21 protein-coding genes are annotated in these 19,328 nt (G+C 62.3%); 7 read left to right on the forward strand and 14 right to left on the reverse strand.

Annotated features, from left to right (window positions below; translation table 11 throughout):
• Positions 1 to 249: 249 nt before the first annotated feature.
• From F7R90_RS16855 to F7R90_RS16870, 4 genes are all read right to left on the reverse strand, one after another.
• Positions 250 to 2,367 carry a heterodisulfide reductase-related iron-sulfur binding cluster gene (locus tag F7R90_RS16855; RefSeq protein WP_158058557.1) on the reverse strand — a complete coding sequence of 706 codons (2,118 nt, stop codon included), beginning with the start codon at positions 2,365 to 2,367 and terminating at the stop codon, positions 250 to 252.
• Positions 2,368 to 2,451: 84 nt separating this feature from the next.
• Positions 2,452 to 3,159, reverse strand: a complete 708-nt coding sequence (locus F7R90_RS16860) for an energy-coupling factor transporter transmembrane component T family protein (RefSeq protein ID WP_158058558.1) — start codon at positions 3,157 to 3,159, stop codon at positions 2,452 to 2,454.
• Positions 3,156 to 3,854 carry an energy-coupling factor ABC transporter ATP-binding protein gene (locus F7R90_RS16865; protein WP_158058559.1) on the reverse strand — a complete coding sequence of 233 codons (699 nt, stop codon included), beginning with the start codon at positions 3,852 to 3,854 and terminating at the stop codon, positions 3,156 to 3,158. Before F7R90_RS16865 ends, F7R90_RS16860 begins: the two co-directional genes overlap by 4 nt.
• A 19-nt stretch (positions 3,855 to 3,873) precedes the next feature.
• Positions 3,874 to 4,455, reverse strand: coding sequence for a biotin transporter BioY (locus F7R90_RS16870; RefSeq protein ID WP_158058560.1), 582 nt, complete (start codon positions 4,453 to 4,455; stop codon positions 3,874 to 3,876).
• 120 nt (positions 4,456 to 4,575) lie between these two features.
• Here F7R90_RS16870 and F7R90_RS16875 point away from each other — a divergent pair, with 120 nt between their 5' ends.
• The 3 genes from F7R90_RS16875 (at position 4,576) to F7R90_RS16885 (ending at position 6,665) form a co-directional block, all read left to right on the forward strand.
• A complete protein-coding gene (locus tag F7R90_RS16875) occupies positions 4,576 to 5,178 on the forward strand; it encodes a conditioned medium-induced protein 4 (protein WP_158058561.1) in 603 nt (200 codons plus the stop codon).
• 287 nt (positions 5,179 to 5,465) lie between these two features.
• Positions 5,466 to 5,939, forward strand: coding sequence for a hypothetical protein (locus F7R90_RS16880; RefSeq protein WP_158058562.1), 474 nt, complete (start codon positions 5,466 to 5,468; stop codon positions 5,937 to 5,939).
• A 60-nt stretch (positions 5,940 to 5,999) separates the two neighbouring features.
• A complete protein-coding gene (locus F7R90_RS16885) occupies positions 6,000 to 6,665 on the forward strand; it encodes a CRISPR-associated protein Cas4 (protein ID WP_158058563.1) in 666 nt (221 codons plus the stop codon).
• A 3-nt stretch (positions 6,666 to 6,668) separates the two neighbouring features.
• Here F7R90_RS16885 and F7R90_RS16890 read toward each other — a convergent pair whose 3' ends face one another.
• The 4 genes from F7R90_RS16890 to F7R90_RS16905 all read right to left on the reverse strand — a co-directional run bounded on the left by F7R90_RS16890 (position 6,669) and on the right by F7R90_RS16905 (position 8,943).
• Positions 6,669 to 7,268, reverse strand: a complete 600-nt coding sequence (locus F7R90_RS16890; protein ID WP_158058564.1) for an L-threonylcarbamoyladenylate synthase — start codon at positions 7,266 to 7,268, stop codon at positions 6,669 to 6,671.
• 43 nt (positions 7,269 to 7,311) lie between these two features.
• Positions 7,312 to 8,052: a peptidoglycan DD-metalloendopeptidase family protein gene (locus tag F7R90_RS16895; protein WP_158058565.1), complete on the reverse strand. Its 741-nt coding sequence runs from the start codon at positions 8,050 to 8,052 to the stop codon at positions 7,312 to 7,314.
• Between the two features lie 95 nt (positions 8,053 to 8,147).
• Positions 8,148 to 8,666 carry a redoxin domain-containing protein gene (locus tag F7R90_RS16900; RefSeq protein WP_158058566.1) on the reverse strand — a complete coding sequence of 173 codons (519 nt, stop codon included), beginning with the start codon at positions 8,664 to 8,666 and terminating at the stop codon, positions 8,148 to 8,150.
• Between the two features lies 1 nt (position 8,667).
• Positions 8,668 to 8,943, reverse strand: a complete 276-nt coding sequence (locus tag F7R90_RS16905) for a glutathione S-transferase N-terminal domain-containing protein (protein ID WP_158058567.1) — start codon at positions 8,941 to 8,943, stop codon at positions 8,668 to 8,670.
• Between the two features lie 140 nt (positions 8,944 to 9,083).
• Between F7R90_RS16905 and F7R90_RS16910 the strand changes: the two genes are divergently transcribed.
• Positions 9,084 to 10,463 (forward strand): hemolysin family protein, encoded by a 1,380-nt coding sequence (locus F7R90_RS16910; RefSeq protein WP_158058969.1) that lies wholly within the window; start codon positions 9,084 to 9,086, stop codon positions 10,461 to 10,463.
• Between the two features lie 28 nt (positions 10,464 to 10,491).
• On the opposite strand, the gene F7R90_RS16915 is transcribed toward F7R90_RS16910, so the two are convergent.
• The 5 genes from F7R90_RS16915 to F7R90_RS16935 form a co-directional block, all read right to left on the reverse strand.
• Positions 10,492 to 11,997, reverse strand: a complete 1,506-nt coding sequence (locus F7R90_RS16915) for a PAS domain S-box protein (protein WP_158058568.1) — start codon at positions 11,995 to 11,997, stop codon at positions 10,492 to 10,494.
• Between the two features lie 89 nt (positions 11,998 to 12,086).
• On the reverse strand, positions 12,087 to 13,277 hold the full coding sequence (locus F7R90_RS16920) for an inorganic phosphate transporter (protein ID WP_158058569.1): 1,191 nt from the start codon (positions 13,275 to 13,277) through the stop codon (positions 12,087 to 12,089).
• A gap of 68 nt (positions 13,278 to 13,345) precedes the next feature.
• Complete coding sequence (locus F7R90_RS16925) at positions 13,346 to 14,032, reverse strand: DUF5828 family protein (RefSeq protein WP_158058570.1); 687 nt, start codon at positions 14,030 to 14,032, stop codon at positions 13,346 to 13,348.
• Positions 14,033 to 14,178: 146 nt separating this feature from the next.
• Positions 14,179 to 14,406 carry a hypothetical protein gene (locus F7R90_RS16930; RefSeq protein ID WP_158058571.1) on the reverse strand — a complete coding sequence of 76 codons (228 nt, stop codon included), beginning with the start codon at positions 14,404 to 14,406 and terminating at the stop codon, positions 14,179 to 14,181.
• A 36-nt stretch (positions 14,407 to 14,442) separates the two neighbouring features.
• On the reverse strand, positions 14,443 to 15,117 hold the full coding sequence (locus tag F7R90_RS16935) for a helix-turn-helix domain-containing protein (RefSeq protein WP_158058572.1): 675 nt from the start codon (positions 15,115 to 15,117) through the stop codon (positions 14,443 to 14,445).
• Between the two features lie 89 nt (positions 15,118 to 15,206).
• Here F7R90_RS16935 and F7R90_RS16940 point away from each other — a divergent pair, with 89 nt between their 5' ends.
• The 3 genes from F7R90_RS16940 to F7R90_RS16950 all read left to right on the forward strand — a co-directional run bounded on the left by F7R90_RS16940 (position 15,207) and on the right by F7R90_RS16950 (position 17,334).
• Positions 15,207 to 16,229 carry an NAD-dependent epimerase/dehydratase family protein gene (locus F7R90_RS16940; RefSeq protein WP_158058573.1) on the forward strand — a complete coding sequence of 341 codons (1,023 nt, stop codon included), beginning with the start codon at positions 15,207 to 15,209 and terminating at the stop codon, positions 16,227 to 16,229.
• A 95-nt stretch (positions 16,230 to 16,324) separates the two neighbouring features.
• Positions 16,325 to 16,699 carry a cupin domain-containing protein gene (locus F7R90_RS16945; protein WP_158058574.1) on the forward strand — a complete coding sequence of 125 codons (375 nt, stop codon included), beginning with the start codon at positions 16,325 to 16,327 and terminating at the stop codon, positions 16,697 to 16,699.
• Entirely contained in the window at positions 16,696 to 17,334 is a 639-nt protein-coding gene (locus tag F7R90_RS16950) for a hypothetical protein (protein WP_225741202.1), read from the forward strand. Before F7R90_RS16945 ends, F7R90_RS16950 begins: the two co-directional genes overlap by 4 nt.
• Before the next feature lie 143 nt (positions 17,335 to 17,477).
• On the opposite strand, the gene F7R90_RS16955 is transcribed toward F7R90_RS16950, so the two are convergent.
• Complete coding sequence (locus F7R90_RS16955; RefSeq protein ID WP_158058575.1) at positions 17,478 to 19,265, reverse strand: carbon starvation CstA family protein; 1,788 nt, start codon at positions 19,263 to 19,265, stop codon at positions 17,478 to 17,480.
• Positions 19,266 to 19,328 lie beyond the last annotated feature (63 nt).

A 19,328-nucleotide genomic window follows, 5' to 3' on the forward strand; every position in this document is an offset into this window, starting at 1 on the left:
TGACCCGCCACCGGGCCTGATATCGATTTGACTCGACGCACTGTGAGGCGACAAACCTAACAACTTCCGTAACGTACCTAACTGTGCGCTCGCGTGCTAACTTCATCGCGTGCCATGCAATGAACATCACCACGCGAGCGCGTTTCTGTAAGTAACTACTTCCACGAGCGCCAGTTGTATCCCTGTAAGCCAGTCGCGTTTTCGTGAGCAACGGCCACTCTCGAACGGAAAAATAGCGTACTTAGCCGCTCAGAGTTCGACCTGTTCTTTCCGACCGATAGCTTCCACGAGCAGCTCCGACACGTCAATCACGTCGATGTCCTCCTCGTAGCCACCGGTCTTGCGGCCGTCCTCGTACATCGTCATGCACATCGGGCAGGCGACGACGAACTTCTCGACGCCGGATTCGGCGTCAGTGTCGTTCAGGGCTTCACGAAGTCGCTCTTCGCTCGGCTTGGGGTCTTCTTCGAAGTCCATCCAGAGGCCGCCACCGCCGCCGCCACAGCAGAAACTGTTGTCGCGGTTGCGCGGCATCTCGTCTAAGGTGCATCCCGTCGCTTTCACGATTTCGCGCGGGGCCTCGTACTCGTCGTTGTACCGTCCGAGGTGACACGGGTCGTGGTACGTGACGGTGTAGTCGAGTTCAGTTCCGTCGAGGCCGAGCAGGTCCGAGCGGAAGATTTCCTCGACCACCTGCGTGTAGTGGAAGACGTCGCCCTCGGTCCAGTCGCAGGCGTCGAACTCCGGATACTCGTTCTTGAAGGTGTTGTAGCTGTGGGGGTCCGTGCAGACGATTTTGTCGTAGTCGCAGTCTTGAATCGCCGCGGCGTTGTCCTCGACCAGCATCTCGTAGAGGCCTTCCTCACCGACGCGGCGAACGTCGTTGCCGTCGTTCTGCTCGTCGTCGTAGAGGATGCCGTAGGAGACGCCCGAGGCGTCGAGAATCGTCGCCAGCGAGCGCGCGACTTTCTGGTTGCGCTCGTCGAAACTCGGATAGTCGCCGACGTACCAGAGGAACTCCACGTCTTCCTCGCGCGCGTCGGGAATCTCGAAGTCCAAGTCCTCGGTCCAGTCGGCACGTTTACGCTGTGGGTCGCCGAAGGTGTTGCCCTTCTGGAACACGTCCATCATTCGGTCTTGGACGTTGGCGTCCATCTGACCCGATTCGGTGAGTCGGCGGTTCATCTCGGTGAACTGCGGGACGTGTTCGATTTCGACCGGGCAGGCGTCCATGCAGGCCATGCAGGACATGCAGGACTCCATCGTCTCGGAGTTGATAACGGAAGTTCCGCCATCAGCCACAATCGCCTTCTCTTCGGTTTCGCCCGCGTCCAGTTCTTCCCGGTATTTTTTGAGGTCGAGAATCACGTCGCGCGGGTCGAGGGGTCGCCCGGACGCCTTCGCCGGACAGACCGACGAACAGCGACCACACTTCGTGCAGGCGTCGTGGTCGAGCAGTTGCTTCCACGAGAAGTCCTCGATGCTCGATGCACCGATTTCCTCGGGACTCGCGTCCTCGGGAACGCCTGGCAGTCGCTTGCCAGCCTTCTCGTCGCGGGTGACGACGTTCGCAAAGGAGGAAATCATGTGGAACGGCTTGGCGTACGGAATCGCGGCGACGAACGCCAAGGCCAGAATCGCGTGAGACCACCAGACCACGGGGTAGGCCGCCGTCGCAATCTCGGGGGTCACACCTGCGACTTGCATCACGTCGTAGAGGAACCAGCCGACGAAGCTAACCGTCTCGAAGGAAACGTCGCGGGTCGCGCTGGTGCCCAGAATTCGGACGCCCTCGGTGACGTAGCCACCGACGCCCAGCAGGAACAGCGTCCAGATGAACAGGTCGTCCTCTCTGCTGGTGTGTTTACCCCAGAGTCGCTGGTTGCGGACCCAGTAACGTCGGTAGATGGCCATGCCGACGCCGACGACGAACAACAGGCCCATCGCGTCCATCACGAGCGAGTACGAGAGATAGAACGCACCCGTGAAGAACGACTCTCGGCCCAGTGCCTTCGTCCAGATGTCCATGTCGATGGCGAGGATGGTCGTCCCGATGAGCAGGGTCAGGAAACCCCAGAGGATGAACGCGTGCATCACGCCGCCGTAGAAGTCCCTGTTGAACTGCTTCTCGTTCGAAATCACTATCTTCGCGGACGAGGCGACTCGACTTCCGAGGTCGTCGAGTCGCTCGAACCAGTCTTCGCCGCCCTGCGAGTAGCGAGCGAACCGCTGGTAGACGCCGAAGACGAAGAAGGCGATGGCCACCGCCGCGAGGTAGTAGAAGATAAGCTCACCGAGGTGGCCTATCTTCCAGAACGTCGGGCGGGTCGTCTCGGCCCCCGCCTGTGAGAGCACAAATGTTGCCATGTCTTACCCCGCGGACAGGATTCGCTTAAGTTTTACCGAGTAGCGACGCCTCCCTCTCCCGAGAACGAACAATCTGTTTACAATTTATAAGAGCGCCCACGCGCCCAGCGCGAACACACCGACGAACACTGGGACGTCTGCTCTCGAAAACGACAACGGCGGCAACGTCGGGTTCCACGCGAAACAGCGCGCGCGAAGCGCCAAGGCGAATCTGTCCGCCCTACCCAGCGCACGCGAGAGACCAGCAGTACCGACCAACTGGATTCGCTCGACCAGTCCTCGCTCGTCGCCCAACCGCGCGACCGAGGCGTCCCGAATTCGGCGCAAGTCGGCCTGCAACACGGGGAAGAACCGGAAGACGAACCCCACTCCTAACCCCAAAAACTGCCCGACTTTCCCCGGAACCAGACGCTGAATCGCCGCGCGCGAGTCTCGAACCGGCGTCGTCCGGAGGTACGCGGCACTGACGAGCAACACCAGCACCACGCGATAACTCGCCAGCGCGGTGTCGATGCCTGCCGAGACGCGAATCCACGGCGGTCCGAGCGTCAACGCCGACAGAAACGGTCCGCCGACCAAGAAGGGGAGCGCGAATCGGTACTCGTAGAGCGTTTCGCGCACGGGAACTTTTCCGGCAACGAGAACGGCCCCGACCACGCCAGTCAGCGCGAGCAGGCCGCGCGGCGTCGTGTGCGCGAACGCCGCGGCCGCGAAGACGACCTGAAACAGCAACTTACTCCGGGGATCAAGTCGGTGTGCGAACGAGTCGCCCGGCCGGTACGCGAGCGTCACGGCACTCGAATCCCCAACTCCGCGAGTCGTTCGGGGGCCGATTCCGGCGGAGCATCCACCGCGACACTTCCGTCTCGAAGCGCGACCACGCGGTCGGCCAACTCCCACACGTCCCGCAGGTCGTGCGTGACGACGATGACGCTCGTGCCGTCTGATTTCAGCCCCGCGAGTCGCTCGACTACCGAGTCGCGTGCCGGACCATCCAGTCCTGTAAAGGGTTCGTCCAGCACCAGATGGTTCGGCTCCATCGCCAGCGCGCCAGCGATGGCGACTCGCTCGCGCTCGCCGCCGGACAGCGAGTCGATGCGCTCGTCGCGTCGGCCAGCCATGTTCACGGCGTCGAGTGCTTGCTCGACGCGGTAGTCGATTTCGTCGTGCGAGAGACCCAAATTCTCCGGGCCGAACGCTACGTCCGCGCCGATTGTCGCGGCGACGAACCCGTCGCGCGGTTGCTGGAACACCATCCCGACGTTGGTGCGGGCGGCCACGAGGTCCTCGTGGACTGGCGTGCCATCGACCAGCACCTCGCCCGAATCGGGTTCGAGCAGACCGTTGAACTGCCGGACGAGACTCGTTTTTCCGGAGCCGTTCGGTCCTGCGACGAGGACGAACTCGCCGTCATCGATGGCGAGGCTGACTTCGTCGAGTGCCACGAAATCGCCGTAGCGATGCACCAACTCGCGCGTTTCGATCATCTGAATTGCTACTCACTCTTCACTCGGCGGCGATTTGGTCGCTGTTGACGATGCCGACTGCGGCGGCGATTTTGAACGCTTCGGCGGGGATGAACGCCAACGCGCCCGCGACGAACGCTTTCTGGAGGCTCATGCCCAGGACGAGCGAGAGACCGACGACGCCGAAGGCGTAGATGACGGCGGTACCGACGACCATTGCTCCGACGAGTCGAACCACGTTGCGCTCTCCCGGATTCGTCAGTCGGAGGCCACCGTGAACGATGACGCCGACCAGAAACGCGGCGACGGGATACGACCAGAGATAGCCACCCGACTGACCGAACAGTACACCGACACCACTCGACCCGCCAGCGAAGATTGGCGCACCGACCGCACCCGCGACCAGATACAGCCCCATCGACGTGCCGCCCCAGATAGGGCCGAGCAGAATCCCGGCCAAAAAGACCCCAAGTACCTGCAAACTGATAGTTACTGGCGACACTGGATTGGGGAACGACACGTACGCGAACGCGCCAGTGAGCGCGGCCAGCAGTGCCGCGCGAGCGACGTTCTCGACGGCTTCCTCGCCAACTAACTCGACGGTTTCCGTTTCGGTACTCATACAGTCTCGTCGCTCGTCAACGGAAATGAAAACTTCGGTTGACGACGCAGTCGCGTGGTGGTCGTTCTCATCGCCGACAGGTTTAAATCACACCGTCACGTGGGGCCAAAACCATAGAGCATGGACGAGAAGACTGAGGAACTGCGTGACATCTTCATGGACGTCACCGACGAATCCACCGTCACCGAACGACAAGAGGAGTCCCACGGCTCGCTCAGTTCGGAGGCGGAGGTCGAGGAACGACTCCGCGAAGTCGTTGCTCGGATGCGCGACCGGTACGACTTCGGCACGACGCTGACCGACGAGGAACTCGTAACCGTCGTCCGCGGCTTCTACGCCGGGGACTCCGACGCCGACATCGCCCGCGAGCTAGACGACGAATCGCTCGGCAAGACCGTCTCGCGCGCCCGTATCGACTTACATCTACTCCGCGAGACTGACTTCGACGCGCCGTTCGACCTCGACGAACTGCGAGAACTGCTGGAGGACGAGGTCACGAACGCCGAGGCCGCCGAGCAACTGGACGTGAGCGAATCGACCGTTCGGAAGTACCGCCGCGTAGTCGAAACCGAACAAGAACGCCTGACGGTCAGCGACCAGTTCCGCGACGAGTTCGAGAACATCCTGAAAGACCGCGAACTCACCGACCGAATGACCGAGGAGGCCCAAAAAGACGGGTTAGAGGACGCGACCGAGGGCATGGAGACGAACGTTTCCTTCTAGACGACCTTTTCCTGCGGGGTGGGCGCAGAGCGCCAACCCGCTGGCAAAACGTCGATGAAAAGCACTGCGTCACCCGCGACAGAGCGCGCGAAGCGCGCTCTTCTACGGGTTCCTTGGCCCGCTCGCTCGGCGGCGCGCAAGGCGCGCCGCCTGCGCTCGCGGTAGATTTCGGTGTCTTCTGGTGGACGACTGGTCGGCTGAAATTGGTGGGTAGTTCCTAAGCGAAATCAGGAGTTTGAGAAGCGTGGCCGAAAGCTTATGCCACGGTTCAGACAATAGTCGCGTCGATGCCCTCCAACTGGAGATCCACTCTTCTCGCGGCCGTTCGCGTCGTGTTCGTCGTCACCGGCGTCGGGGTTACGGCCATGACCGTTCATACGTTGGTGACGATGCCACCACCGCCGCCAGAGAGTGACGGGTTCGCGCACGGAATGGCGGCGATTATCGGTGGTCTACTCATAGTCCTGATGCTCGGACTCGCCGCGGTTGGCGTCAGTCTCCCCGCGCTACTCGGACGCGACGACCCCCTCGGGTTCAACGAGTACCAACGCCTCGCGCTGAAGGGAGCAGGTGTCCTGATTGGGGGCGGACTCGCCGTCGGGCTTCTGCTGGGTTTCGTCGTCGGACTTCAGTACGGCATCATCCTCTGGTTCGGACTCGTCGTGCTGGCCATCTGTGTGGTCTTTGCGACCCTCGTCTGGCGACTGGTCGAGGCCCTCGTTCGCCTACTGTCCCGGACGCTCCAAGAGGGTACGTCGTAGTCGCTGAAGTTCGAGAGGCCGTCCGTAGATTCAAATACCGAGGCGGCACCAACTCGCTGCGTGTCCAAAGTCCCCTTCAGCGAACTCTCGACAGCGGCGTACTGCCCCCGGAAACTCTACTACCAGCGCCGCGACGAGTTCGAGATGCCCGAGGAAGTCGAGGCCCGCCGAAAGCTGGCGTTTCGGTACGGCGACCTGCTTGACGCCTCGGCTTCGGAACTTTCTGGCCTCCCACTCCACGTCTCGCCCGAGGAGTTCCGACGAAATCTCGACCGCTCCCGCGACCGATTTTCGGCGGTGTGGCCCGCAATTCGGAATCCGAACGAGCGCGAGCGACTGACGACCGGTCGTGAATGTCGTGGCATCGTCCACAAGGTGCTGGACCTCGGGGTACCGACGCCATCGATGGTCTTCACCGGAGACCCACCAGAAAATGGTGTCTGGGAAGGCCAGAGCGTCCGGGCAGTCGCGGCGGCCAAGGCACTCTCGTGGGAACACGAACAGTCAGTCGAGCGCGCGTTCGTTGAGTATCCCGCCCACGGAATCGTCCGCGAAATAGACCTGCACACGCGCCGAAAGGCGGCGTTCCGGCAGGCGCTCGAAGCCGCCCAATCGATAGACGGGCCACCGCCGCGACTCAGCGGCGACTCGAAGTGCGAGCCCTGCGACTACCGAGAGGAGTGTGGCGTCAAGACGCGGTCGCTCAGGTCGATGCTGGGGTTGTGACGGTTACGTCTGCTTGGCCAGCCACGCCTCCACCGCCTCGGCGTTCGCGCCTCGGCGGTGAATCTCGCCCGTCTCGACGTTGACGACCGTGCTTCCAGTTCCGCCGTCCGTCTCGCCGCCGTCCAGAATCACCGCCACGGCGTCCCGAATCTCCGAATCGAGGTCCGCAATTTTGGTCGCGCTCGGGCGACCGCTCACGTTTGCGCTCGTGCTGGTAACGGGAGTCGGTGCGGCCTCTCGAAGCAGTGCGAGCGCGCCCTCGTGGTCGGGTACCCGAACGCCAACGCGGCTCCGACCGCCGGTCAGCACGTCCGGCACCTCGTCGGTCTTCTCGCAGAGGACCGTCACCGGGCCGGGCAGAAATTCGCGCATGAACGTCTCCTCGCGGTCGCTCGCGTGAACGTAGTTCAGGGCGCTGTCAACGTCCGGTACCGCGAGCGAGACCGGCTTGTCGCGGTCGCGTCGTTTGGCGTCGAAGACGCGCTTGACGGCCGTCTCGTTCAGTGCGTCCGCGCCGAGTCCGTAGACCGTCTCGGTCGGGTACACGACGAGGTCGCCGTCGTGGATGGCTTCGACTGCGCGTTCGATGTCCGCGTCGCTCATCACTTACTCGTCGGGCGCTTTCGAAGAAAAATGTAGTGTTCCGCTACAGCGACCCGATGCCGCTGTAGTTTTTCGCCAACCCTGCGTGGTTGTCTATCTCGTCGTACAAGTCGCCGGGCACGTACTGGTGCGCGCCGTTCTGCTCGACGGTAAAGTGGACGTGCGGGCCGGTCGAGTTGCCCGTACTCCCCATCTCGCCGATGTGGTCCCCGAAGTTCACGCTCTGGCCTTCGCTGACGAGGATGTCACTGAGGTGGCAGTACATCGTCCGATAGCCGTTCGCGTGGTCTATCTTGATGTAGTAGCCACAGCCACCCGACTCGTAGTCGGTGACGGCGACCGTGCCGCCTCGTGCGGCGTAGACGTTCGTCCCAGTGTCGTTGGCGATGTCCAGCGCGAGGTGGCCGCTCTTGTGTTCCTGAGTGACCTGTCCGACGCAGGGGTAGCCGAAGTCCGCGTGGGCGAGCCAGTTGTCGCCTTCGGCAGACCAACCGGTCACGCGACCGTTGTTGCCGTCGCCGTTGTACTGGACCTTCCACCACGTGTAGCCGTCGGCGTTCGTCGGGCCGTCGATGATGTAGCCGCCGGTGTACTGCTCGGCGACTGCCTTACGACCGTAGCCCGTTCCGGGACCGTTACGGACGCTGAGGCCAGTCGTCGTGTAGACGGGGAGGCCGACGTAGTGGGCCGCGGCACTTCCGGAGGCGGCCGTCAGGCCGACTCCACCCACGATGCTCGCGCTCGATGCTTTCAGGAAACTTCGTCTGCTGATTTCGTCTTTCATCGTGAGACCTCGAATCAAGGTCCCTTCTACAGAGGAATAAAATTCTCCTAGGACTAATCTAGAAATTAAGTCTTAGAACGTATTGATGTACTTCTTTACAGATTCTCGACGGCGGATTCGACTTCGTCGTAGTCGGGGAAGTCGGGCCACTCCTGGGCGACCCACGCGTACTCGACGGTTCGGTCTTCGTCTAGTAGGAAGACCGCCGGGCGCGGTTCGCTGACTCCGGCCATCCCGTCCAAGTCGTGGACGATGCCGTACTCCTCTGCGACGCCGTTCTGCGGGTCGCTGAACAGTCGGTAGTCCATGCCGCGCTCCTCGATTAGTTGCTTGTGCGCGTAGGGGTCCGAGATGGAGAGGCCGACGACGGTGAGGTCGCCTTCCCCGTTGCGACCCCATCCTCGGTCCCGAATCTCGTTCCAGACGTACGTCGCGGGAAACGCCCCGTCCATGGTGTAGAAGACCAACAGTACCGGTCCCTCGTCCGTGAGGTCCGACAGCGACGCGTCTTCCCAGAACTCCTCGTTGACCAGCGGGCGCGTGAAGTCGGGCGCAGTGTCGCCCACGTCTACGTGGTCTGTGTCGGGGAGAGTCACGACGTCGAAATCGACCATCTCAGGCACCTCCAGTCCCATAGGTCGCGTCGAGGTACTCGACGATGTTCGCGCTCTCGCTCATCGTGACGCCGGTGTTCTCGTCTACGATTGCTGGGACGGTGCGCTTGCCGCTGATTCGCTTGACGACGTTCCGGTCGCTGTGCATCGGTTCGACGAACCGGGAGTCGTAGTCGAGGTCGTACTCCTGTAGCTTCTTGACGACGCGTTCACAGTACGGGCACGCTTGGAGACGGTACAGCGTGATATCGCCACTGTCACCGGTTGACGCACTCATACTCTCTTCTTTGTGTGAACTAGCCGTAAGGCCTTCGCTCGCGGCAGTCTCACACGACCTCTCGGATAAAGAGTAAAGAGTTAATCGTCCCCATTGTAAAGTTGGGATACTGAATGGCACCACGCTCTACGTCCGCCGTTATGTTCGCACAAGAGGCTCCTCCCCCTGAGTACTTCGGTATAGTCTTCGGAGACAGTCTCGTCACGTGGCTCGGAGCAGGAGCTATCGTCGTTCTCATCGGTCTCTCGGCGTTCTTCTCGTCGTCCGAGATTGCGATGTTCTCGCTTGCGAAACACCGAGTGGATGCGCTGGTCGAGGACGGCGTTCCCGGTTCGGAGACGGTCGCCGCGCTGAAGAACGACCCCCACCGCTTGCTCATCACCATCCTCGTCGGTAACAACATCGTCAACATCGCGATGTCGTCGATAGCGACCGGTGTCCTCGCGCTCCACATGAACCAAGGCACCGCAGTCGCCGTCGCCACCTTCGGCATCACCGCGCTCGTCTTGCTGTTCGGCGAGAGCGCGCCGAAGTCCTACGCCGTCGAGAACACCGAATCGTGGTCGCTCCGCATCGCCAAGCCGCTCAAATTCTCCGAGTACGCGCTGTTGCCCTTGGTCGTCCTGTTCGACCACCTCACTCGTCTCGTCAATCGAGTCACGGGTGGCCGCTCGGCCATCGAAACTTCCTACGTCACTCGCGACGAGATTCAGAACCTCATCGAGACTGGCGAGCGCGAGGGCGTCATCGAGGAAGACGAACGCGAGATGCTCCAGCGCATCTTCCGGTTCAACAACACCATCGCCAAGGAGGTCATGACGCCGCGCCTCGATATGACCGCGGTGCCGAAAGACGCCACCATCGAGGAGGCGATTCAGACGTGCATCCAGAGCGACCACGAGCGCGTCCCCATCTACGAAGGCAGTCTCGACAACGTCATCGGCATCGTCCACATCCGAGATTTGGTCCGGGAACACAACTACGGCGAGCGCCCGGACCTCGAACTCGAAGACGTGATTCAACCGACCCTGCACGTCCCCGAGAGCAAGAACGTAGACGAACTGCTCACCGAGATGCGGGAGAACCGCATGCAGATGGTCATCGTCATCGACGAGTTCGGGACCACTGAGGGGCTCATCACCATGGAGGACATGGTCGAGGAAATCGTCGGCGACATCCTCGAAGGCGAGGAAGAAGAGCCAGTCGAGTACGTTGACGACGACACGGTCATCGTCCGCGGCGAACTCAACATAGACGAGGTCAACGACGCGCTCGACATCGAACTCCCCGAAGGCGAAGAGTTCGAGACCATCGCAGGCTTCATCTTCAACCGCGCGGGCCGCCTCGTGGAGGAAGGCGAAGACATCACCTACGACGGCGTGCGCCTGTACGTCGAACAGGTCGAAAACACCCGCATCATGAAAGCGCGCGTGACGAAACTGGACGACGAAGAACGCGCGGAAGTCGAGAGCGAAGAAGAAATCGAGATAGAAGAGGGCGTCGAACCGGAGAGCAATTAAGGGTCGAAGCCGCCCGAAAGACCACTGTTTACTTCTCCGTCTTCTGCATCTGCGTTACGTTCTCGAACTCGAACTGCGCGCCACCGTCGGCGCTCTCTGTTAGCTCACACGTCCACTCGTACACCGTCGCCATCTCTTGGACGAACGTAAGCCCGAGCCCCATTCCTCCGTGATTGGCCGCTGTCGTGTATCCCGTGCCGAAGACTCCCTCTCGGGCTTCTTCGGGGATGCCAGTTCCGTCGTCAGCCACGTAGAACCCCGTCGGGAGTTCGCCGACGGAGACGGTGACGTCTGTCTTGCCGTCCTCCACGTCGTCGTCCGACAGATTATGGCTCGTGGAGCCATGCTCCACGGCGTTCTCGAAGAGATTCCTGAACAGGTGCTGAACGTACGTTTTGTCCGCGTTCACCGTCTGGTCCGTCGTCACCTCCAGCGTCGCATTCGCCGCGTCCACTTCGTCCCACGCGCGCTGTGCGGCGTCTTCGAGTCGCACCTGCGTGTTCTCGGAAATCGCCTCCTGGCCGCGCGTGATGACTAACATGACCTCGATGATGTTCTCGATACGACTGAACGCTTCGGTGACGTATTCGACCGCTTCCGGACTCGCTTCCGTCGGGAGTTGCTGGCTGTAGATTTGCCCGATTGCGACGGGATTGCGCAGTTCGTGGGCTATCATGCCTGCGAAGCTGTCGAGTCGCTCGTTCTGCCGTTCGAGTCGCTGTTCGCGCTCATTGCGCTTTGTGACGTCACGGACGACGACGACCTTGTCGTGGCTAGCGCCCTCTTGCTCCGGGAGCGGTGCAATCGTCCACTCCACATCGACGACATCTCCGGAGGCCGTTTCCAATGTAGTCTCGTACGTCTTTCCGCCTGCGACGCCGTTGGCCAAGTGACGTTGGACCTCCTCGGCTATCTCGTCTAAATCCGTCCGCTCGTCTGCGACGAGCGACACGTGCGAACCGACGAGTTCCTCCCGTTCGTAGCCGACAAGTTCGAGGTAGGCTTCGTTGGCCAACGTGAAGTTGTTGTCCTCGTCGGCTACGAAGATACCGTCGTTGACGGTTTCGACGATGGTTTGGTAGCGTTCGAGTTCCCGACTGTATCGCTCCGCTTCGCGCTGTTTTTCCTCGGCGTCTAGCGCTCGGTTTCGCGCTCGCGCGTCGTGATACCCCATTCCGAGTCCAGCGACGCTGGCGAGTGCGGGGAGGACGACCAAGGCCGACACGAGGTCGTCTACGCTCCCGGCGAGCAGGCCGAAAGAGACGATACCGAACATCGCCCCGATGCCGCGCACGCACCAACTGCCGACGACGTCGTAGAGGTCCGCGCGGACGTTCGTTTGTGGAAGGCGATATCCTGTGTAGCAGAGGACGAGGCCGCTCGCACCGACCAAAACAGGAGGCGTCAGAATCTCGCCGACTGCTCCGTCTCCCACGACTGGGAATCCCACGGCGAACGCGAGGTACAGTCCCCCGAGGGTGAAGACGACACGCCGCCCGCCGACGGCCGAGACGATTCGTGACAAGTATCCCATCGGTCAGTGCGAGGCAGTGAGTCGTAATGACGATTGGGGTTTCTCCACGGCTACTGTCGGGAATTTGCTGTTCTCAGCACGTCGAGACGCTACAACGCGCTGTCTATCGCCGTGAAGGCTCCGTAGCCGACGCCAATCGCAAGCACCAGCGACCCCAACCACGCCAGCACGGTGTAGACCATCTTCTTCCTGCTCACGCCACCACCGCCAGCGGCGTACCCGCTCCCGATAATCGCGCTCACGATAATCTCGTTGAACGAGACGGGGATGCCGAAGAAGACGGCGCTCTGAGCGATGGCGAACGAGGGAATCAGCGCGGCGATGGAGCGGCGCGGTCCGAGCGCCGAGTAGTCCTGCGCGAGCGCCTTTATCATCCGCGGTGCGCCGGTCCACGACCCGGCGAGTAGGCCGATGCCGCCCCCAACGAGAACCGGAATCAGCGGAATGGCGTACGGGTCTAGCAACGGAACCAGCGGGCCGATAGCCAGACCGACCTGACTCCCACCCGCGGAGAACGCGACGAGGCTCCCGAGCGCGAGCAGGAAGTGTCGCTGTCCCGCGTCGGCGTCTTGCTCCATGTCCCAGAACAACAGCGCGGCGACGCCGCCAGCGATGACCAGCGAGGCGGCGACGCGCCCGGTGTCGATTCCGCTGACGACCGGTAACGAGAGACCACGCGAGAGAGCGAACGCGAGCGAACGACTGGTGTCGCCCGTGCCGAAAATCGTGAACCTGATGTTGGCGACGATGAGGCCGACGAACCCGGCGAGTATCGGAATAGCGACTCGTTCGGTGATTCGCTCCGACCGGAGCAGTTTCGCGGTTCCGTAGGCGATGGAACCGCCGACGAACGGCGTCAGAATCCACAGCGCCGAAATCTGGCGATACTTCGCCCACGCGGGGTCGCCGCCCATCGCCAACCCGACGCCGACGATAGCGCCGGTGACGGTGAACGCCGTCGCAATCGGATAGCCCGTGAAGACGCCGAACGCGACCAGCAGGGCCGCGACTATCAGGCCAGTCGTCGCGGCGGGTGCGGTAAGTTGCACGCCCTCGATGAGTTGCGTTCCGACCGCTTCGGAGACGTTTGCACCCTGCAACACCGCTCCGAGAAAGCCGAGCAGACCGACGACGAAGCCCGCTCGCATCACCGAAATTGCGTTCGCACCGACCGCCGGAGCGAACGGCGTGGACCCCGAGGAGCCTGCGCCGATAGCCCACGCCATGAACAGACTGGCGACTCCGGCGATTACCAACGTCGCGACGCCACCTACAGCCATGCCCGAAACGTGTCGCCGACAGTAGAATAGTGTACCGGCCTGCGGTCGAGAACGTGGGTTCGCTCCTCTCAGGTCGTCGTCGATTTCGGTTCGTCCTCGTCTTCGGGGGCTTCGACGCCTTCGGCGACCTCCACCGTGTCGGTTCGCTTCTCGGTATCGACGTGCCAGCGGTCGATTTCGTCCTCGTAGGCCGCCAACTTCTCGCTGACCATCGTTTTCAACTCGTCGTCGTTGACGTTGACTTCGAAGACGAAGGTCTCTTCGCCGTCGCCCCGCCCGGTCTGCTGGACGTTGGCGCTGATGAGGTCGTTGTCGAAGTAGTACGGCGCGAGGCGAGTCATGACCTTCTGGTACACTGTGTCTTCGACCTTCCTGATGGCCTTCCGACTCGCGGAGTCAGCCGCGCGAGCGACGTAGCTCACCGAGTCCTGCCAGCTATCGACCGCCTCGTCGGTCTTCTCCTCCTCTAACTTCTGGTAGGACTCGCTTATCTTCTCGCCCGCGGTCTTCAGGTCGTCGTCGGGTGTCTTACCTGCCTGTTCGCCTTTTCCCTCGCCAGTACTGGCCTGTTCGGCGGTCTTGGCAGAGACGTCTTCGCCGAGGCGTTCGTGGGACTTGGGTCGCCACTCGTTCCACTCGTCGTACGCGTCGCCGGACGCACCCGCTTCACGGAGTGCCTCCGTGATGCGCTCGCCGTGTTCGACGATGTCGCCCCAATCGCCCCGGAGTTTGAAGCCGGAAACGCTCTCTTCCATTGATACGGACCCTAGCCGTCCTTTGATATACGCTTGTCGCCCGATGCTTCTCAGCTGTCTGATTTCTCTCGTCGCCTGTGTCCAGTCGTCGCCAGCGACGTCGCCGCCGACCAACTGGTCGTCTGACCGTCGTCGCTCTTCGACAGTTACCGACCGTAGGTCAGTTTCGTCGCTACGTCGTCGATTCGCTGCTTGAGTCGGCCGAGCAGTATCTGGGGTTTGTGGACGAGTTCCATCTCATCTTCGCTCACTTCGATGCGCTCGCCCTCGAAAGGGTTGTGACCGACGGGTTCGCTCTCCTCGTCTTCGGTCGTCATCGAGACGACGCTGGACATGGCACAGCGACCGCAGGACTCCGCTTTCTTTCCACCCATGCGTTACACTCACACGGTGGTTGTTCGTCTTCGCCCTTAAGGTTTCGTGCTACGGGGTGCGAACGCGGCGCGGAGTACCTTCGATTCGGCCTTCCGCAGATGTTCTGCCGCCGTACTCGGCGCACAACCCATCTCCGCCGCGATTGCTTCGTAGTCGCCTTCGCGGGGGATGTCGTAGTAGCCGACTTCGAGTGCGACCTCGACTGCCTCGCGCTGCCGCGGAGAGAGCAACGTCTCGGCCAGTGAGGGCGTCGCTCCCATGCCACTCACCTCGCCGATGGTCACCTCGAACGGCGATGGAACCTCCTCGACGGCGGCCTGTATCTCCTCGATTGGCCCGAACACCGAGAGTGTCACAGAGCCGTCTCCGTTGTAGTTTAGGGGCGGTAAGACGAGCAGACTGCCGCGAGTGAAGGTTCCGAAGAGTTGACTCGACACCTCGTTCAACTCGTTCTGGAGGTACGCGTAGGTGCGGTCCTCGCCCGCCGACACTACTTCGAAGTCCAGTACTTCCGCAACCTCGCGTAACTCCGCTCGAAACGTCTCGACGTCGCCCTCCGCGTACACCATAAGCCCCAGGCGGTCGCCCGAGACGTTCCAGTGCAGACCGACCACGCGGTCGAGGTACGGCGCGCTCGACAGCACCCGGTACATCGTGGGTACCTCGCTCTCGGGGCCGACTGGCGTGACGGTCAGTCGGACGTGTCTCATCCTGCGGACTCTTCGCTCTCCTCGACTTAAACCCCCCGTAGCGTTCTGGCAGTAACGACACGACACTGGCGAGTCTATCTGGAGGTATCATGCGAATATTCGTCGCAGGAGCAACTGGCGTCATCGGTCGTCGGCTGGTCGAACTGCTCACCGACCGCGGACACGAAGTACTCGGACTCGTTCGGGACGACGACGGAGCGGCAATCGTCGAATCGAGGGGCGGCACGGCTCGATACGGGGACGTTCTCGACCTCGACACGCTCGCCCCCGCGATGGCGGGTGCAGACGTAGTTATCAACGCGGCCACTGCGCTCCCGGTGAAAGACAAACCGACGGACGAGGACTGGGCCAAAAACGACCGAGTTCGAGTGGACGGCACGCAGAACTTGCTGGCTGCCGCCGACGATAGCGTCGAACGGTTCCTCTTCCCGAGCATCGTCTGGGTCGCTCGGCAACCCGACGGTTCTCGGTTCCACGAGAACGCCGAGCGCCACCCCGACCGCGCCACGAAGTCGGCGGCCGAGGTCGAAGACATCCTCCACGAGGCGGCCTCCGAGAAGGGCTTCGACCTGACGATTCTGCGACTCGGCTTCCTCTACGCGCCGGACGCTGGTCACACCCACCAGATGGCCGAACAACTCCTGTCGGGCGATCTTCCCGTGGTCGGCGGCGGTCTCCTCGGCCGCCGCGACTCGGAGTTGTCGTTGCTTCACGCCGACGACGCGGCCGAGGCGTTCGTCGAGGCAATCGATGAGAATGCGACCGGACTCTACCACGTCGTGGACGACCAGCCAGTGACCGTGGCCGACTTCTTCACGACGTTCGCGGAGCAGTTGGACGCACCGAAGCCGAGTCGAATCCCGGTCTGGCTCGCCCGATTCTTCGTCGGCACGGAACAGGTGAACGTCCTCACGAAGCCGTTCCCCACCGACGCAGACCAGTTCCGCAGCGATGTCGGGTGGGAACCGACGTATCCCACCTATCGAGAGGGGCTTGCGAAAGTCGTCGAGACGTGGGAGAACGACGGCACGATTCGAAAGACTCCGTCCGGGTACGAATGGGTCGGAGGACAGACTCCCCGTCAGCAGAGGTCCGCGAAGCCTGCTCAGTGACCGCCACCGACTCGTCTGAATCGACCGGACAGCCCCGAAGTTAGTGACCTGCCGCCGTCCGAGGCTATTTACTCCCCCATGTTCTGTGGTCCCACATGGGATACCACGTCATCGACCCGGCGTCGGTCGAACCGACGCCAGACCGCCCGTGCGTACAGCGAGCGGTCGGCGACGAAGCGGGCTTGGAGAACGTCGCGGTCAACGTCTACGAGGTCGCGCCCGGCGAGCAGATTCCGCTGGCGTACCACTACCACGACGAGCAGGAGGAGGTCTTCTACGTCACCGAGGGCGACCTGCACGTCGAGACGCCCGACGAGGAGTACGTCGTCCCGGCGGGACAGGTGTTCGTCGCCGAACCGGACAGCCCGCAGTTGGCGTACAACCCCGAATCGGCCGACGAGACGGTCCGAGCACTCGCGCTCGGTGCGCCGTCCGTGGACGACGCCCACGCGTACGACCCCGACTCATGACCGACGACGGGTCCGACCGAGTAGAGACCGAAATCGATTCGAAACCCCCGGAAGACGCCGACATTCCGGACGTGCCCGACTGGGACGACGAGTACGTAGACCGCGTGAGCGACCGGCTGATGTTCAACTACGACCTCGAAAAGGACTACCACGCGCGCGGTCGCTCGTTCACACTCTACGGCGCGATGCGCGTCGAGTCCCAGAAGCAGTTTCTCCACCGGTCTATCAACTACGCTAATCACGAGAGCCGTGAACACCTGTTCGTCCGACGCGTCTCGTCGGTTTCGAAACCCGACCTCGAATCGCTGGTCGAGTTCGGCCACGACCTCGCAGACGAGTGGATAGACGCCGACGAGGAACACTACGGGACCGACTTCACCTTCGCCGTCGTCGCCCCCGAGATTCCGGCCGACGTGCGTGAGTTCGTCTCCGGGTTCCGCGACAGAAATCTGCTCAAGTACGGCTACTACGGCCACTACGAGGTGAACCTGCTCGTCGTCGCCCCCGAGGAAGAAGCGGTGGTCGCCAGCCCCAACGCCGACGTGTCCGTCGCGTTCCAGACGTGGACGGACGTACCCGAGCCACCCACCCAGCGCGGACTGCTCGCTCGACTGGTCTCCCGGATTCGGGGCTGATTTCGCTCGAAATCTGGGCTGACCGGGCGGTTCGCTCTCTTTCGCTCGCTTCTCTTCTCGCTAAAGTCAACGTAGCTGACCGCGAGCGCGTGCTACGACTCGTGGACGGGGTTCGGCACGAAAAATAATCGTTCAGTTCGCAGTTAGTCGTCGCTCGGTTCCTCTCCGCCATCCGCGACGGCCGTTCCGCGGCCGCGTCTGACCTCTCGGATGTTTTCCCAGCCCATCTTCACCAGCGACAGCGCGATGCCGATGAGGACGAGCGCGAGGACGATTTGGACGACTGCGGACGCCGTCTGCACCGCCGTCATCTGCGTCCCACCGTCCTTGATGAACTTCACGTAGAGGTTGTCGTGGAACGCCAACCAGCCCAGTCCGAGGATGGTGATGAACGTCATCACCGCCATCGGGACGCCAGTCGAGATGAGTTGCTTGGAGTCGTCCCAGTTGGCCAGCCACACCGTCGCGGTGAGGAGCGCCAGCGCCGCCAGCAGTTGGTTCGCGCCGCCGAACAACTGCCAGAGGGTGAGCCACGACCCGCTGGTGATGAGGACGTACGCCGGGATGCCCTGAATCGCCGCGTTCGAGTAGCGGTTCGTCGCCGCCGACTCGACGCTCGATTCGGGCGTGCCGACGATTTCCTCCATCATGTACCGACCGAGACGGACAGCGGTGTCCGTCGAAGTCAGGAGGAAGCTAACCAGCACGAGCGCCATGAACGGAGCGCCGTACTCCGCCGGGATGCCGAACGACGTGAGGATGATGCCGCCGCCCGTCGCGAAGTTCGGCAGTGCTTGTCCGATGCCGCCGCCTTCGACCGTGATGCCCGCGACTGCGAGCGAGGCGAGTGCGACGGTCGCCAGTAGCCCTTCGCCGAGCATACCGCCGTAGCCGATGGCGCGAGCGTCGGATTCGGTGTTCAACTGCTTGGCCGTCGTGCCCGAAGACACGAGCGAGTGGAAGCCACTGATGGTCCCACACGCGATTGTGATGAACAGCATGGGGAACAGCGGCGTGACGCCGGTCGAACCCCAGAAGCCGTTGTACGCGTCGATGTTGATTGTCAGCGGTTCGCTCGACGTACCGAGAATCGTACCGACGATGATGGCCAGCAGTGCGCCGCCGACGCCCGCGTAGAGCAGGAACGACGACAGGTAGTCACGCGGTTGGAGTAGCATCCAGACCGGGAGCGCGCTAGCGATGCCCGCGTACAGGATGACGATGGGAATCCACAGCGAGATGTTCGCACTGCCGAGTACCGTCGGAATGAACGCCGGAGCGGTCGAACCGCTGGCGAGCGTAATCGGGTACTGGATGCCGACCCAGACGCTGGCGAACACCGCGGCGACGAACGCCACGGTGCCGGGGATGAACGGCAGATCGAACTGGTAGAGATACAGTCCGAACACGAGTGCCAACGCGATGTACAGCATGCTCGCAGTCGCCGCGCTCGGGAACGCGTCGAACACGATGGCGACGACCAACGCGAACACTGCCAGCACGAGGATGATGGTCAAGAACGCGAACCACAACAGCATGTTCTTGCCGCGTTCGCCCACGTACTCACCGATGATGTACCCGATGGACTTCCCTTCGTGGCGCAGACTGCTCGACAGCGACACGAAGTCGTGGACCGACCCCATCAGGGGGTTCCCGATGGCAATCCACAGGAGTGCGGGTACCCAACCCCACACGACGCCTGCCGTGATGGGTCCGACGATGGGGGCCCCGCCCGCGATGCTCGAATAGTGATGCCCGAGGAGCACCGGCTTCTTCGCCGGAACGTACTCCTGTCCGTCTTCGTATTTGTGCGCCGGTGTCTCGCGGTCGTCGTCTAGTTCGACGAACTGAGCGAGGTATCTGGAGTAACCCAGATAGCCCACGCTGAACAACGCGAGTACCGCCACGACAAGCCAGATAACCTGTACCATGGTGTGGTACCTCAAGCCACAGAACGGAAAACAGGTTCTTAAAGCTTGGTTTCTGTTTTCGCT

Origin of the sequence: Halorussus halophilus (genome assembly GCF_008831545.1) — an archaeon.
In the GTDB taxonomy this organism is placed as follows: Archaea; Halobacteriota; Halobacteria; order Halobacteriales; family Haladaptataceae; genus Halorussus; species Halorussus halophilus.

Excerpts from the sequence above, each read along its gene's own strand:
- F7R90_RS16855 (WP_158058557.1), bottom strand. The coding sequence starts at position 2,367 with ATGGCAACATTTGTGCTCTCACAGGCGGGGGCCGAGACGACCCGCCCG.
- F7R90_RS16865 (WP_158058559.1), bottom strand. The coding sequence starts at position 3,854 with ATGATCGAAACGCGCGAGTTGGTGCATCGCTACGGCGATTTCGTGGCA.
- F7R90_RS16870 (WP_158058560.1), bottom strand. The coding sequence starts at position 4,455 with ATGAGTACCGAAACGGAAACCGTCGAGTTAGTTGGCGAGGAAGCCGTC.
- F7R90_RS16875 (WP_158058561.1), top strand. The coding sequence starts at position 4,576 with ATGGACGAGAAGACTGAGGAACTGCGTGACATCTTCATGGACGTCACC.
- F7R90_RS16880 (WP_158058562.1), top strand. The coding sequence starts at position 5,466 with ATGCCCTCCAACTGGAGATCCACTCTTCTCGCGGCCGTTCGCGTCGTG.
- F7R90_RS16890 (WP_158058564.1), bottom strand. The coding sequence starts at position 7,268 with ATGAGCGACGCGGACATCGAACGCGCAGTCGAAGCCATCCACGACGGC.
- F7R90_RS16895 (WP_158058565.1), bottom strand. The coding sequence starts at position 8,052 with ATGAAAGACGAAATCAGCAGACGAAGTTTCCTGAAAGCATCGAGCGCG.
- F7R90_RS16900 (WP_158058566.1), bottom strand. The coding sequence starts at position 8,666 with ATGGTCGATTTCGACGTCGTGACTCTCCCCGACACAGACCACGTAGAC.
- F7R90_RS16905 (WP_158058567.1), bottom strand. The coding sequence starts at position 8,943 with ATGAGTGCGTCAACCGGTGACAGTGGCGATATCACGCTGTACCGTCTC.
- F7R90_RS16910 (WP_158058969.1), top strand. The coding sequence starts at position 9,084 with ATGTTCGCACAAGAGGCTCCTCCCCCTGAGTACTTCGGTATAGTCTTC.
- F7R90_RS16915 (WP_158058568.1), bottom strand. The coding sequence starts at position 11,997 with ATGGGATACTTGTCACGAATCGTCTCGGCCGTCGGCGGGCGGCGTGTC.
- F7R90_RS16920 (WP_158058569.1), bottom strand. The coding sequence starts at position 13,277 with ATGGCTGTAGGTGGCGTCGCGACGTTGGTAATCGCCGGAGTCGCCAGT.
- F7R90_RS16925 (WP_158058570.1), bottom strand. The coding sequence starts at position 14,032 with ATGGAAGAGAGCGTTTCCGGCTTCAAACTCCGGGGCGATTGGGGCGAC.
- F7R90_RS16930 (WP_158058571.1), bottom strand. The coding sequence starts at position 14,406 with ATGGGTGGAAAGAAAGCGGAGTCCTGCGGTCGCTGTGCCATGTCCAGC.
- F7R90_RS16935 (WP_158058572.1), bottom strand. The coding sequence starts at position 15,117 with ATGAGACACGTCCGACTGACCGTCACGCCAGTCGGCCCCGAGAGCGAG.
- F7R90_RS16940 (WP_158058573.1), top strand. The coding sequence starts at position 15,207 with ATGCGAATATTCGTCGCAGGAGCAACTGGCGTCATCGGTCGTCGGCTG.
- F7R90_RS16945 (WP_158058574.1), top strand. The coding sequence starts at position 16,325 with ATGGGATACCACGTCATCGACCCGGCGTCGGTCGAACCGACGCCAGAC.
- F7R90_RS16950 (WP_225741202.1), top strand. The coding sequence starts at position 16,696 with ATGACCGACGACGGGTCCGACCGAGTAGAGACCGAAATCGATTCGAAA.
- F7R90_RS16955 (WP_158058575.1), bottom strand. The coding sequence starts at position 19,265 with ATGGTACAGGTTATCTGGCTTGTCGTGGCGGTACTCGCGTTGTTCAGC.